This is a genomic window from Lewinellaceae bacterium, assembly GCA_020636105.1.
GTDB lineage: Bacteria > Bacteroidota > Bacteroidia > Chitinophagales > Saprospiraceae > BCD1.
On the sequence record JACJYL010000001.1, the window covers coordinates 1,581,571 to 1,596,523 of the forward strand.

Here is a 14,953-nt window from a genome sequence, read left to right on the forward strand (position 1 = left end):
GTTTAATCTACCAATTTAATTTTTTTGGAAAGGCTGGCATCCGAATTGGTGCCCACAAAAATTTCAAAATCCCCCGGTTCGGTCGTATATTTCATATCGATGTCAAAGAATTTGAAGTCTTCCGCAGTAAGCACAAAAGAAACGGTTTTTGATTTTCCTTTTTCTATAAAAACCTTTTCAAATGCCTTCAACTCCCGCACGGGCCTGGTGACGCTGCCTACCAAATCCCGGATATACAACTGAACGACCTCTTCTCCGTCATAATTCCCCGTGTTGGTCACTTTGACACTAACCGTTATTTCATCTGAAACTTTAAATACGGGTTTATTCACTTTTAGATCTGTGTAATTAAAAGTGGTATAACTCAATCCAAATCCAAAAGGATAAAGCGGCGAATTATCCACGTCGAGGTACTTGCTGGTGTATTTGTCATTCGGATCCATCGGGCGACCCGTATTTTTCATGTAATAAAAAATGGGCACCTGCCCTACATTCCTTGGAAAGGTCACCGGCAATTTCCCGGAAGGATTGTATGCCCCAAAAAGTACGTCAGCAATGGCATTTCCTGCCTGGGAACCCAGGAACCAGGTTTCAAGTATTCCATCCGCATTTTCAGCCAGCCACGGAATAGCCATGGGCCTTCCATTCATCAAAATGACGATAACGGGTTTGCCGGTTTTTATCATTTCCTTTGCCAACTCCAACTGTACCCCCGGCAGACCGATCTCGGAGCGACTGGCGGCTTCCCCGCTCATATCGGCCCCTTCTCCTATGGCCAGAACAACAATATCCGCCGCGTTGGCTGCCTCCGTCGCTTCAGCAAAACCAGAGCGGTCCTCACTGTTCAGGTCACATCCTTTCACGTAGGTTATTTCAGCAGTGGTCTGTGCCTGGAGGCCTGTGAGGGGCGTCACGCAATCTTTGGCATCGCCCGCCCCGTGCCATGAGCCCAATAATTCATACTGGGCATTGCCCAGGGGCCCAATCAGCGCAATTTTTTTATTCCTGTCCACGGGAAGCACTTTATTCTTATTTTTTAGCAACACGATGGATTTCCGGGCCACTTCCCTGGCAAATGCGAGGTTTTTATCCGACAATAAGGTGGCCGCCTGCCTTGAGGGATGGCAATATCTGTAAGGATCGTCGAACAATCCAAGCGCTTCTTTTATGGTGAGAATTCTCCTGACTGCCCGGTCTATCTGTTCCACTGTTACCTTTCCTTCTGCCACAGATTGAGCAAGGTAATTGTAATAAACGGCCCCTTGCATATCCATATCCACCCCGGAGGTAAAGGACAGTTCACCGGCTTCTTTTTCATCCGCCACGTTTCCGTGATCCACCATTTCATTGATGGAGGTATAATCCGTTACCACAAAACCATCAAAACCCCATTCGTCGCGGAGGATATCGGTTAGCAACATTTTATTTCCCGAGGCCGGTACGCCATTCAATTCATTGAAAGAAGTCATAAAAGTCTTCACCCCTGCCTCTTGTGCAGCTTTGAACGGAGGGAGATAAATCTCTCTCAGCGTTCTTTCAGAAATATCCACTGTATGATAATCCCTCCCTGCCTGGGCAGCTCCATAGGCGGCGTAGTGTTTGGCACAGGCGATTACCGTATTCGGAGCCCTTAGATCATTCCCCTGGAATCCCCTGACCCTGGCTTCAGCGACGAGTTTTGCGTAATAAACGTCCTCGCCGGCTCCTTCTGAAACCCTTCCCCACCGGGGATCCCTGGCAATATCAACCATAGGGGCAAAAGTCCAGTGCAACCCGGCAGAAGAAGCTTCATCCGCTGCAACCCTGGCCGATTTCTCAATGGATTTCAAATCCCAGCTGGCAGCCTCTCCCAAAGAGATCGGGAAAATAGTTTTGTAGCCGTGAATGACATCATAACCGAAAAGTAAGGGAATACCCAGCCGGGTTTCCTCAACAGAGATGCGCTGCAATTCACAGGTATAATCTGCTGTATGGGCATTAAAGATGGAACCTACCCTACCGGATTTAATGTCTTCCTTATAACTATCTCTCATCGTCGGACCTGTAACGACCCAGTCACTGGTAAAAAGGGTCAACTGGCCGATTTTTTCATCCAATGTCATCAAATGTAGCAGGGAATCTACCCGCCCCATCCCATTCCCCTCCGGAACAACCGCTTGGCTGACCTTGCACCCAAGAATGGAAAGGAAAGCCGTAAGAACCATTCCAAAAGTGAAAAACAGTGTTATTTTAATCTTCATAATATAAAATTTTCTATTGAACATCTTCCAGCCAGCCTCCGGTAAACCCGGCTTTTTTGAGCCCCTGTACGATGTAAGGATTATTTTTCATTACATTCCAAATCAATGCTGATTGATAGTTTTCTATTTGGATCAGGATGGGCCCCTGGTCTATGCCCAGGTAGTCATCATCGAACCACCCCTGCTTTCCGGTTTTATCGTCCGTCCAGGTTAGGTTAAAAGCATCTTTAAAGCCATAAGGTCCTACCAGATCATCATAGTAGGTTTCCCACATAAAGGCTAAAGCAGGCAAACATATTTCGGGGGCAAAAGGCATGGAGCCACCTGCTGCAGTAGGGGCAATAGTTCCGTCATCGGTAGTATAAACGGATGAGGCGCCACGCGCTGAATATCCCAGGAACAGCCATTTTTGACCGTTGACTTCGGCTTCTTTGTATCCGGGTCCGTCACAAGCGGTTAGGCCCCAGTTATTCTCAGCGTATCCAACGCAGGACCTGGGGTTTTCCAGGCAGTAATTTTTGTTGGCAAGGGTAGCCCTTCTGGAATTTTCAAAATAATCGATCCCTTTTTCTTTCATGTAGGCATCCTGAATTCCCTTGAAATCAATGTACATATGGGAATACTGGTGGACGAATAATGGAGAATAATTAACAAAAGTCTGCCCCTGGAAAGTATCCCATGGGTAGGTTTTTGTCCAGTTGGTCCAGGCATCAGCAGGAATGGAATGAGTGGGCGACCCCAAAGCCAGGATATAAAGTATCATGCCTTCAGAATAACCGGTCCAGTTGTAATTGATCTTACCACTCTCCGGTTTCCATCCCATAGACATGACTCCTTCATCCGTCATAAACCAGTCCCATTCCACACGCCGGTACAGCGCATCCACCATATTCCTGATTTTTTCCTCTGTTGGATCATCCTGGTTGAAATAAGATTGAACACTGAGCATTCCGGCCATCAACAAAGCCGTATCGATAGTAGAAAGTTCTACGTTTTTGTAGCGGGTTGCCTTTTCATAAGTCAGAAAATGATAAAAAAATCCTTTGTATCCCGACTTTCCGGCTTCCTGGTCTCCTTGCGGCAATTCAAAAAGTACTTTTAACGTATTGAGTACCCTTGCCGCCGCATCTTCTCTGGAAACATAACCCTTTTCAACCCCTACGATATAAGAAGTCAGGCCAAAACCCGTAGCCGCAATACTCGAAAAAGTCTTTTGGGGATACCTGTCAGGAATTTGAAAATTGGAAGTATCTGCCAGTTCCCAAAAATAATCAAAGGTCCTGTTCTGTAGTTCGTCGAGGCTAAAAGGAACCGCTTCGACCAGATTAGTCTCTGTTGGATTATGCTGAACATCACAGGCCGATACCAGCAGAAAAATAAAAACGGGCAGACCGATTTTGGTAAAAAAAATGGATTTTGGCATTTGACTGGTTTTACAAAAAATGAAAGGTTGGGATGCTGTTGATAAGTATTCCAAAGAGGAAACGAGATAAAAATCGTCATGCCGCCAGGTTTCCCTGGCGACAAAACGATTACCATAAAATTCGATAAATCTACTTATCAATATAAACTTTTGGAGCATCCGTGAGTTTCGGGCGAGATTCCCGGCTCAAGCATGTATTTTACTCCTTTACAAATTTTGCTTTACCTATCAAAGCTCCCTGGGTATCCAGCAGTGAAAGGAAATACATTCCTTTCTCAAGGTTGGCTACGTCAATGGAAAGGTTATGGTTTCCGTTGGTAAATACCGTCCGGACCACTTGTTGTCCTATTGCATTAAAAATCAATATGGTTCCTACTTCCTGGTCTGCCTCAACGGTTAATTGATCCTGAACCGGGTTTGGAGCAACGCTCAGGGAAGGAACTTCAGCAGGTTCAAAAACCCCTACTGTACCGCAGCTGTAATCACCAATTACAATATCATCAAAATAAGAAGTCACATCCTCTCCCGTTGCATCAATGAGCAAATCGAAGAAAATAGTCAGCGTCCTAAATTGGGAATCGTCCGGAATAGAAGAAAAATCAAAAATCAATTCTTCCCATTCATTGGTCACTGTATTTTCCACCGGAAGTTCAATATTCTCAGCACCAGTGGCAGAATTTTCCAGTTTAAGGGCAAAATTTCCGATATGGTTCATCCATACTTTGGCCTTGGCAATTTTGGTGGGACCAAAATCCATAGGAGCGTCCAGTGCGGCAAAAGCACCTGCCCATGGATCGGAATCAGAAGCTTTGGTAAATTTGCCAACCATTGTACTTGTATTAATGCCTCCAGGAACAGGATTTTCAACTATTTTCAATTGGTTGTCTTCCTGCTCAAGGTGACCGTTGGCAAAATAGATAAAATTGGAAATAGTGGTATTTACAGTTTCATTATCTGCAACACATCCGCTATAATTGGCACGCTTCCATTTTACATCGTCCACGTAATAGTTATATTGTTCGGGTTGAATATTTCCCGGATTGAAAAACACGACGATCCTGGCATGGTCTTCAGCAGCCTGATCACTAAAATCTACGGTATATTCCACCCATTCCCCGGCAGTCGTGTTTCCATCTAACCATACTTCTTTTTGTGGAGATGATCCACCTTCCAGTTTGAACAACAAAGGCACTTCCGCAGGAGACCATATTTTAATCGTAAACTGGTTGTAAACAGAAAGGTCCCATGCCCCCCCGCTTTCAAATCCCAGTGCTGACCATTCATCAAATGGATCCACATATTCACCCACTTTCAAACTAGGATTAGCGGCAGAAACATCTGGATTGTCAATGACGGAAAGCAGATCGGCTCCTCCCCCGTAAACAACGTTACGCTGGCATTCGAAGTCGTCGAGTATGTTAGGAATGGCCACCACTCCTTCACAAGGATCTATGGTGCTTTGGGACTGCGCCAGGTTGTCGAAGAAATACATGGTTCCTGCATTATCCGTACCTCCGTCAAAAATGAGACTCACACTTTCAAAATCAGTAATGCTGCTGAATGCGTCAAAGTTAAATTCCAGCGTTACCCACTGCTCTGTGGCAGTAATATCGCGGGAAACTTCCTTATTTCCTTCCAAAGGGCTAAACAATTTCATGATAACACTTTGAGAACCCGCAGGGGCCCAAACATCCAGGTTCAACTGTGGATTGACGGACAAGTCAAGACCGGCAGGAAGAATGGCTGTCAAAGTACTCCATACAGAAAGTCCTTTGGTGTATTTTCCAACATTCGGGCTGTCGTTGACGCCTGAAGCATCCGGATTGGCGATAACCCCACCAAATGTACCATTGTTTTCGGTATCTCCTCCAAAAGGCATCCATCCCAGGCTTTGTCCGTCTTCAAAATCTTCCAAAGCTTCAGGAGCAGGAGCTGGTTCCATCCTCATATCGTCGATATAATAAATATCGCCCTCTACGCCATCCTGACCTCCGTTGAAGAAAATCGCCAATCTCTTATGGTTTGCATTGGCCTGATCGCTGAAATCTATAGTGTATTCCACCCAGGTATTGATTTCAGTAATATCCTGCCATATTTCCTTCTGAGGAGATACGCCGGCTTCAAGTTTGAACAGGAATTGGCAAACTTTAGGAGACCAGATTTTAATTTTGAATTGATTGTTGGTGGACAAGTCAATAGGATTATTATAGTCAATGGCCAAAGCAGACCAAGGCTCTCCTACCAAATCCGTAAATTCTCCAACCATCGAACTGGTATTGATTCCACTGGCATCAGGATTGGTAATGGCTTCCAAATATTGCCATCCGCCGCCATAAGAGACATTGCGCTGACATTCAAAATCGTCCATCAGGCCCGGTTGTGGTACTGTTCCGGCACAAACGCCTGCAGGATAGGCCACAATATTGTCAAACAAATAAGTATCGGTACTTTCCGTCACCCCCGGATCGAAGAAAATGATGATCTTGGAAATGGTAGTCATTCCGGCAGCACCACTGAAATCAAAAACATACTCACGCCAGACATTGGCGGTCGCAATATTTTTAGTCGCTTCAATAAACTCTCCGTCTCCTTCCAGTTTAAAGAGTACCTGTGTAGCCACGGGGGCATTGATCATTAAGTGAAATTCGTTGTTAACAGAGAGATCAATCGGTGCATCCAACACGGCAATCAACAATGAATAAGAATGTTCACCTGATTTGGTATAGGAACCACATTTGGCAGAGCTGTTAATACCCGCCACGTCAGGGTTATCAACGACCCCGTTGAATACCCCGTCTCCAAAGGGATTCCAGGTTAAAGGAGTTCCCTCAAAATCTTCGTAAACGACTTGAGCGTTTACGGAAAAGGCCAAAGTAAGCATGGCCAGCATAGTAAGTAAATAATTCCTCATGATAATAGTTTTAAAAAGATAGTAAGTAAAATTTATACTTTCCATCAGAGTTAAGAAATTGGAGTTTTACTCCACGATAATCGGTTGTGCCGTCCTCCATTTTTCCGTCTGAACGACGATAAAACAGAGTCCTTTTGTGTCTTTTTCTATATTGAGTTTAAATTGTTGTGTTCCGGATTGCACCTCACGGTTTAGCATAAAATCTTTGATCCTAATGCCTGCAGCGTTAAAAAGGATGATGCTCAGGTTTTCTTTTTGCTCGAGGTTCATTTCCAGGACTACCGTTTCTGAAGCCGGATTGGGAGAAAGGCTCATTCCGATCGTTTTTGCTTCAATAGTTTCCAGGCTGACGTTGGTACTGTCGGGTACAAAACCGATGGCCTCCAGGGCGGGAGCGATCTCTTCGTTGTTCATAAAATTGTCCCACAATAATCCGGTTCGGTAATTTTCGATCATACAAATGATGGGCCCCTGGTCGATGGCCAGGTACGAAGAGGCAAACCAGTTCTGATCCAGGTTAAAAGCATCATAAAACCCATACTTTCCCCACAAACGGTCTCCGTGATCCCGGTAAAAGTGCTTCAAAGCCTGGATGGAGAACTGTGGCGTATAGGGCATGGAAGACAAAGCCGCCGTCGGGGTAATGGTCCCGTTATCTCTTGAGGCAGTAGGTTCCTGGGCCAGGTATCCCCATGGATTGTCACTGGCCGTCAGTCCCCAGCATACATCAGAATATCCTTCGTGGTTTTCAGGATTATCAATGCAATAGGCCCTGTTGACCAACGTTTGGAAATAATTCCGGTTATAATAATTGGTATAAGCATCCTTGATGCCCCGCGGATCAAAGCCCAGGTAAGAATAATGAGCAAAAAACAGTGGCCCTCCAAATGCCGGTCCTACCTCCAACGGGTAACCGTAATAAGTGCCATTGTTGGTATAATTGCCTCCTGCCCATCCATTGGCATACAAACTTGCCGGCACAAAATTGGTTGGGGAGGCAATGGCCAGGAGATAGACGATATGGGTTTCATTGAATCCGCGAATAGCAAAATTGATCTGCCAGCCATAATTAGGCGACCAATGCCAATAGAGCACATTCTGTGTTTGTTTGCGGTACCAGCGCCAGTCCATGGCTTCCCATAATTGGGTGATCTTATCGTACAATCCTGTTTCTTCTTCGCTGGCCCCGTTAAAATATTGACGGGCCGTCAACAATCCCTGCAACAAAAACGCAGTTTCCACTATATCTCCGCCATCATCATACTGACTAAAGGGAATGGTTTCTCCTGTGCCGCCATTCATCCAGTGCGGCCAGGCTCCGTGAAAACGATCCGCCTGCTCCAGGAAGTTGACGATCTTGATCATCCTTTCCAGACCTTGTTCATAAGTGATAAATCCTCGGTCCACTGCTACTACAATGGCCATAATGCCAAAACCCGAACCGCCGGAGGTTACTATACTCGTTGTATTGCGCTCCCTGGCCATCCCGCTGACAGGATGTGCGAAATCCCAAAAATACCTGAAAGTGTATTGCTGCACCATGGTCAGCAATTCATCATCTGTCATTTCAAAGGTGGAAGCGGTGACGGGTGCCGAATCTGCACTTTCTAATCCTAAAAAGTCTACCGCCCTTAAGGTGTATTCAACGGACATATCCTGCCTTCCTGTAAAATCGATATAATCGGTAGAAAAAACGCCCACATAACCCGCCTGCTCCTGAAGTCCGTCAGGCAATATTCTTTTGTAAATGCGGAAGCCACTGACAGAAGGATCAGAGGTTGGATTCCATTTTAGTTCAAGATGACTATCATATCCTTGGACAGAAAGCCCACTGGGAGCATCCGGCTGAGCATAAAACAGAAAAGGTAAAAAAACAAAAAACAGCGCAGTCGACCATTTTCTGAGAATAAATATGGAGGTGCTTGTTTCAAACATGATTTTATTTACAGTTAGTATTCGTAAATATACTCAAATTTAACCTCACTTCCTATTTTAACACCTCACCACGACTACGCCAATTGAATTTTACTGATTAAAAACGGATCATAAACTCTGTCAGGTTTTCCGAGGCCGGAAGCCCGATTTTCATCCGGAGGCGGTATCGTTTATTCTCTACGCCACGAATGGAAATATTGAGCAGAGGGGCGATTTCCTTTGAAGTCAGATTCATCTTGAGATAGGCTGCTAATTTCAAATCCCCGGGAGTCAGATCAGGGAATTCTTCTTTTAATTTTTTAAAAAAATGTTCGTGGACCTGGTTGAAATTAGTCTCAAAGATTTCCCAATCCTGTTCCGAGGTGAGATTCACATCGATGAGATGCAATATTTTTTGATAATCTCTTCCTTCAACCCTGGAGGGTTTTTCTTTCCGGATTTTGATCAATTCATTTTTCACCTGTTGGAGGGTTTCATTTTTACGGATCAGCCCTATGGTGGAATTGGCCAGTTCTTTTGTTTTGTTTACAAGTTTCAAACTGAGCTTTTCGTTGTTTGATTTTATTTCCTGTTCGCGCAGGACACGTTCCCGCTCGGCTTCAAAAATTTGCCTTTCTTTCTTGAGCCTCCGAAGGTGCATCTGATAAAAGATGATTCCAAACAGAGACAAGGCCCCCAAATAAACCAACAAAATCCAGGCACTTTTATACCATTTCTGCCGGATAGAAAAGGAAAAGGAATCTTCCTGCTGGGTGAGAAGTGATTTGATCCTGAAAACGTATTTTCCCGCCGGCAAATTCGTAAATTCCTTAAACGAGCGTGCTTCGGCATCGTACCACTGGGCATCATAGCCTTCCAACTGGTACATCAATTCGGGGATTTGGGTAAAAACCGGTTGAAAAAAATAGAACCGCAGATTATTTTCCTGCGCAGAAAACGTAATAACTTCCGTGAAGGGATTCGCTTCCATGCGCCTGATCTTTTTTCCGAAAACTTCAACCGCCTCAATGGCCGGTCCGGGAAAAGGATACCGGGTATTCAATTCCTTTTTATCCAACAGGGCAAAACCATCATCAAGGCATAACATAAAAAAGTCAGGCTCCAGTTGCAAAATAGTTTCATATCGTGGGACCAAAGTCAAGTTAAACGTTTTGGCCTGCTTCCCATCGGAGTATTCCACCTTGTTTTTAAATATTTTAAAATAATCATTCTCCCCAAACTGTCTGACTTTAAATCCCCCGGTATCAAAGGGAGGTTCCGCAAAAACCTTAAAGGCTTGGAAGAGGCTGTCAAAAATATGATATCTGTCCCCCGATTTAAACAATAAGGTATCATTGAATGAAGTAATATCTACATTGAAATTATCCGGCAAACCATCGGCTTCCGCAAAAGATTTAATAGAGGTAATACGCTGCAAATCTTCAGAGAGCACAAGCCTGTGCAGTCCCTGGATTGGATTGGCCACCCACAAGTTGCCCCCGACATCCAGAAACAAACTTTTAACAGGCTCAAGAAAACCCTCCATACGATGATCAAAAACCCATTGTCCTGATTTGTCTTTTGTGAAAACAACCACTCCGGTATAAGTGCCCTGTAGTAAAAAATCTTTCTTCCCGGGAACCTCAATGGCCGCAAACCCTCCCGTAACGTTGGAGATTTTTTTTATTTTTTCGTCCTGAACCAAAAAAGTACCCTCATTATGCCCACAAACCAACTGGCCGTCAAAGACCCTGAGTTCCCAAACCTGCCCCTGACTCCCCTCCACAATCCTAAAATTTCCCCGGGAAGAAAAATCATTAAGAGCATCCCATTTTTTGACAAAAAGCCCCTGGTTGGTGCCAAGGTATAAGCGGTCTCCGTATTTACAGGCTGCATAAACGGTACCTTCCACCCCCGTTTTGTCAATAAAATATTTTAGCGGGGTATTCAATTCTACGAGGTCAATCCCTTTATCCAGACCACACCACAGATTGTGCCGGTGGTCTTCAAAAAGAGCCAGAACCGTATTGTTCTGAAAGGCGGATTTTTGATTGATATGAGTGAGAATCTCCCCGTTTTTATCGAGGATATAGAGTCCGTCAAGGATCGTTCCGAAAGCAAGCTGCCCGCTGGAAAGCGTAATTCCTTTATTGAGCTGATAATCCTTGAAGGCTTGCTGCGCCTCATTTTCCCAAACCGAAAACCTGCCATTCCGGAACTGGTACACTCCTCCATTGGCTGTCGCGACCAAAAAATCCCCGTCCCCTAAAGGCATGATACTCATCACTTTTTTATCCGATAAAAACATTGAAGAAGGGATCAACTCAAAATTCCCCTCGTGCGAAAAACGATAGATCCCGCTATCGATCACCTGCACCAGAAAAGTCCCGTTCACCTCAAAGGCATACATGATGTTTCCCGGAGGTTTGAGCACCTTAACTGTTTGGTAATCATACACAAAAATGGAAGAAAAAGACTGAAAAAATACAAAATGCTCATTGCAAAAGATGTGCCATATCTCCTCCTTCCGCGCTTCTTCCAGAATCAGGGAATCGATCAGGGAATGGTAATTCAAAAGCCCGGATTCATCGGCTTCCCAATACCCGAAATCGCCAAAGGCTCCGGTAAAAATACGGCCTTTTTCATCACAGAACACAGCTCTTATCGCCTGATGATGAGGCAGTTGAAAAAGTTTCCAGACCAGCCCGTCATATTGCAGTAAGCCTTCTGTATTGCCAAAATACATCTTCTGCTCCGGCGACTGGGCGATCATCCAGTTTTGATTGTGCGCCCTGTAGTTTTCCTTGGTAAAATTGAGGGTTCGCGGAAGGAGTTGAGCCCAGGCTGGCGAGCCGATCAATAGACATAGTACAAGTAAAATTAAAGGCCGGACACTCCTGATCATAAGCCGTTTTGAAATTAGTAACCTGGGGCTGAACCACCAATCCTTTCAATGGGATGCCAGGTGGTTTTTATTTCCTGGAGATCGGTAACATAATATAAACTTTGGGCTTCCTGATCCATCCAGTCTTTATCGTAAACCCGGATACGTTTGACATTTGAGGTGGATTTTTCTTCCAGCATCTTTATGTGTTCTTTATTGCTCCCGCAATAAACGATTGCATTTACATCCATATGTACCCCGGCATGGCTAATGATTTCACCGATTTCTCCTGTCAGGATATTAACCACCCCTCCCGGCACATCCGAATCATTCAATACTTCAGCAAAAGTGATGGACGAAAGCGGCTTTTCCGTCGAGGCCAGCACAATGCAGGTATTGCCTCCCGCTATGGTAGCCGCCACCGCAGATACCAGCCCAATCAGGGAAGTTTCCTGATCGGCAAAAATCGTCACAACCCCCATGGGCTCAGGAACCGAAAAATTAAAATGATCACTGGCCACCGGATTAATCGTTCCGGCCACCTGTTGGTATTTGTCGCACCACCCTGCATAATAAATGAGCCGGTCAATAGCCTGCAATACTTCCTGTCCGGCTGCTTTTTGAGTCGCGCCCTGCCGAACCAGCTCGGTTTCGAACTGCATTTTCCGGTCTTCCAGGATCTCCCCGATCCGGTAAAGGATCTGGCTCCGGTTATAAGCCGTAAGGCTGCTCCATTTACCAAATGCCGCCCTGGCGGCAACCACCGCATTGCGAAAATCCTTCCGCGAAGCCAAACATACATTCGCCAGGATCACGCCGTTTTTATCCTTAGGCGCATAATAACGTCCGGATTCCGTGCGGGGAAATTTTCCGGCGATGTACAATTTATAGGTCTTCAATACTTCAATGCGTTTTTTTTCCATGATGTGTGTTTTTGAACTCTTTCGTTTTTTAAGGTAAGGTCCTTTCCGAAATATTTAACCGCAAAGGACGCAAAGTCAAATAGGTTAATAAGTTAAAAAAAATACTATGCGTTCTTGGCGGAAACCTCTGCGATCTTTGCGTTTAAGGTCAAAGAAAAACCTACCCAAACCTCAAATACGGCTCCAACCCATGCAATCCCCCTTCCCGGCCATAACCACTTTCTTTATACCCTCCAAAAGGAGAAGTCGGATCAAACCTGTTATAGGTATTCGCCCAGACCACCCCAGCCCTCATTTGGGACGTCAGGTTAAAGATCTTGGACCCTTTATCCGTCCACACACCGGCCGACAACCCATATTCTGTATTATTGGCCTTGCTGATCACCTCATCGATCGTCCGGAAGGTCTGCACGGCCAGCACAGGACCGAAAATTTCCTCCCGGGCCAGCACACTGGACTGAGCCACATCGAGGAATAACGTCGGCCTGCACCAATATCCTTTTTCTGGAAGAGCGCAGGTATTTTGGTAAAACTCGTTTCCTTCCTCTTTTCCCACCTTTAGATAATGCTCAATGGTTTCCAGCTGGCTGGCTGAATTGATGGCCCCCACATCGGTATTTTTATCCAACGGATTGCCCACAATGAGCGATTCCATTCGGTGCTTCAACTTATCGATCACCTCCTCATAAACCGATTCCTGCACAAAAAGGCGGGAGCCGGCACAACAAACGTGTCCCTGGTTAAAGAAAATACCATTGACGATCCCTTCCACCGCCTGGTTGATCGCCGCATCCTCAAAGATGATATTGGCAGCCTTGCCCCCGAGTTCCAGCGTCAGCTTTTTTCCTGAACCGGCAATGGAACGCTGAATGATTTTCCCCACTTCCGTCGAGCCGGTAAAGGCAATTTTATCGATATCAGGATGTTGCACAATGGCCGCACCCGTTTCTCCGGCTCCGGTCACCACATTCACCACGCCCTCCGGCAGGCCGGACTCCTGGATGAGTTCAGCGAGTTTCAACACCGTCAGGGAGGTCGTTTCCGCAGGTTTGATGACCACCGTATTACCGGTAGCCAGGGCCGGCGCGATCTTCCAGGCAGCCATCAACAACGGGAAATTCCACGGGATGATCTGCCCTGCCACCCCGATGGAGCGATGTTTCCTGTTCGGAAAAGCATAGTCGAGCTTATCCGCCCAGCCGGCATAATAGAAAAAGTGAGCCGCCACCAATGGAATATCCACATCCCTCGATTCCCGGATGGGCTTGCCGCCGTCCATGGACTCCAGCACGGCAAATTCACGAGCCCGCTCCTGGATCAGTCGTGCAATCCGGTAAATGTATTTTGCGCGCTCGCTGCCCGGCATTTTAGACCATACCTTCTCATAAGCATTCCGTGCAGCCTTTACCGCCAGATCCACATCCTTCGGCCCTGCCAGGGCAATCCGGGTAATTTTTTCCTCGGTAGCAGGATTAATGCTGTCAAAATATTTTCCCTCCACCGGCGGAACAAATGCCCCGTTGATAAAAAGCCCGTATTCAGGTTTTATCTGAACATGCCCGGTACTTTCAGGCGCGGGAGAAAGCTCCCATGTATTGTTTTTTTTCTTACTCATGTCTTTTATTTTGGGCCATGCTTGCGTTTCACTTAGCACCGGGCTATCCACTCCGCTCCACTTCGTTCCTATCCCTTGTCCTGCTCATCCTTGCGCCGACCTGCGCTTAACGCTCCGGCCTGCCCGGGTCAAATCCTCAATCCAGAGCAAAATAATCTGCCGACTGGTACGCTCCTGTTTTCTGTTTCACCAGCTGCATCAACACATCATTGGCCAGGCTCGAAGCCCCAAAACGGAACCAGTGATTGTCCAGCCACGGCTCGCCAAGCACCTCTTTGACCATGATGAGGTAATGTAGGGCCAGTTTCGATTTCGAAATACCACCGGCAGGTTTCATGCCTATCATCGTTCCTGTTTTCATGTAATGATCACGGATAGCTTCAAGCATCACCAGGGTTACAGGCATCGTCGCCGCCGGACTTATTTTTCCGGTCGAAGTCTTGATAAAATCCGCCCCGGCCAAAATGGCAATATCACTTGCCCGGCGCACCTTGTCGAATGATCCCAGCTCTCCCGTTTCCAGGATAACCTTGAGCCTCGCCTTACCGCAGGCTTCCTTGACCGCTGCGATCTCATCAAAAACATAATTATACTCTCCCGCATGGAACTTTCCCCGCGAAATGACCATGTCCACTTCATCGGCCCCTTCTCCCACAGCATACGCGGTCTCCTCCAGTTTGATATGCAGAGCCGACTGCCCGCTTGGAAAAGCCGTCGCCACGGAGGCTACTCCGATATCCGTTCCTTCCAGCTCCTTTTTCGCCACCCTCACCAGGGAAGGATAAACACAAACTGCCGCCACCGTAGGAAGCCCCTCATAAGCATCGTGCAGATGTTTGGCTTTATAAGCCATCTGACGCACTTTCCCGGGCGAATCCTTACCTTCCAGGGTCGTCAGATCTATCATATTGAGGACCATTTTAAGCCCTTCCACCTTTGTTTCGTTTTTAATGCTGCGCGTCTGGAAACGGGCGGCACGTTCAATGATGCCCACCTGGTCCACTCGCGGACTCAGGAGGAAATCGACTTTTGTTTTCAACATA

8 protein-coding genes are annotated in these 14,953 nt (G+C 46.2%); all 8 read right to left on the minus strand.

Translation table 11 applies throughout. The features are described 5' to 3' along the window. Positions 1–2 precede the first annotated feature (2 nt). The 8 genes from bglX to deoC all read right to left on the minus strand — a co-directional run bounded on the left by bglX (position 3) and on the right by deoC (position 14,952). Positions 3–2,204 carry a beta-glucosidase BglX gene (bglX, locus tag H6571_05860; protein ID MCB9323250.1) on the minus strand — a complete coding sequence of 734 codons (2,202 nt, stop codon included), beginning with the start codon at positions 2,202–2,204 and terminating at the stop codon, positions 3–5. Between the two features lie 49 nt (positions 2,205–2,253). Continuing rightward, entirely contained in the window at positions 2,254–3,663 is a 1,410-nt protein-coding gene (locus H6571_05865) for a Tat pathway signal protein (GenBank protein ID MCB9323251.1), read from the minus strand. A gap of 199 nt (positions 3,664–3,862) precedes the next feature. Next, on the minus strand, positions 3,863–6,574 hold the full coding sequence (locus tag H6571_05870) for a T9SS type A sorting domain-containing protein (GenBank protein MCB9323252.1): 2,712 nt from the start codon (positions 6,572–6,574) through the stop codon (positions 3,863–3,865). Between the two features lie 66 nt (positions 6,575–6,640). Beyond that, positions 6,641–8,509 carry a DUF3131 domain-containing protein gene (locus H6571_05875; GenBank protein MCB9323253.1) on the minus strand — a complete coding sequence of 623 codons (1,869 nt, stop codon included), beginning with the start codon at positions 8,507–8,509 and terminating at the stop codon, positions 6,641–6,643. Positions 8,510–8,606: 97 nt separating this feature from the next. Beyond that, entirely contained in the window at positions 8,607–11,393 is a 2,787-nt protein-coding gene (locus tag H6571_05880; GenBank protein ID MCB9323254.1) for a hypothetical protein, read from the minus strand. A gap of 14 nt (positions 11,394–11,407) precedes the next feature. Then, positions 11,408–12,295 carry an aldehyde dehydrogenase family protein gene (locus H6571_05885; GenBank protein ID MCB9323255.1) on the minus strand — a complete coding sequence of 296 codons (888 nt, stop codon included), beginning with the start codon at positions 12,293–12,295 and terminating at the stop codon, positions 11,408–11,410. A gap of 160 nt (positions 12,296–12,455) precedes the next feature. Beyond that, positions 12,456–13,910 (minus strand): aldehyde dehydrogenase family protein, encoded by a 1,455-nt coding sequence (locus H6571_05890; GenBank protein MCB9323256.1) that lies wholly within the window; start codon positions 13,908–13,910, stop codon positions 12,456–12,458. A gap of 136 nt (positions 13,911–14,046) precedes the next feature. Next, entirely contained in the window at positions 14,047–14,952 is a 906-nt protein-coding gene (gene deoC / locus H6571_05895) for a deoxyribose-phosphate aldolase (protein ID MCB9323257.1), read from the minus strand. Between the last annotated feature and the right edge of the window lies 1 nt (position 14,953).

Bases quoted from the DNA above. Each gene is read 5' to 3' on its own strand.
- bglX (MCB9323250.1), bottom strand. From the start codon at position 2,204: ATGGTTCTTACGGCTTTCCTTTCCATTCTTGGGTGCAAGGTCAGCCAA.
- H6571_05875 (MCB9323253.1), bottom strand. From the start codon at position 8,509: ATGTTTGAAACAAGCACCTCCATATTTATTCTCAGAAAATGGTCGACT.
- deoC (MCB9323257.1), bottom strand. From the start codon at position 14,952: ATGTTGAAAACAAAAGTCGATTTCCTCCTGAGTCCGCGAGTGGACCAG.
- H6571_05865 (MCB9323251.1), bottom strand. From the start codon at position 3,663: ATGCCAAAATCCATTTTTTTTACCAAAATCGGTCTGCCCGTTTTTATT.
- H6571_05890 (MCB9323256.1), bottom strand. From the start codon at position 13,910: ATGAGTAAGAAAAAAAACAATACATGGGAGCTTTCTCCCGCGCCTGAA.
- H6571_05870 (MCB9323252.1), bottom strand. From the start codon at position 6,574: ATGAGGAATTATTTACTTACTATGCTGGCCATGCTTACTTTGGCCTTT.
- H6571_05885 (MCB9323255.1), bottom strand. From the start codon at position 12,295: ATGGAAAAAAAACGCATTGAAGTATTGAAGACCTATAAATTGTACATC.
- H6571_05880 (MCB9323254.1), bottom strand. From the start codon at position 11,393: ATGATCAGGAGTGTCCGGCCTTTAATTTTACTTGTACTATGTCTATTG.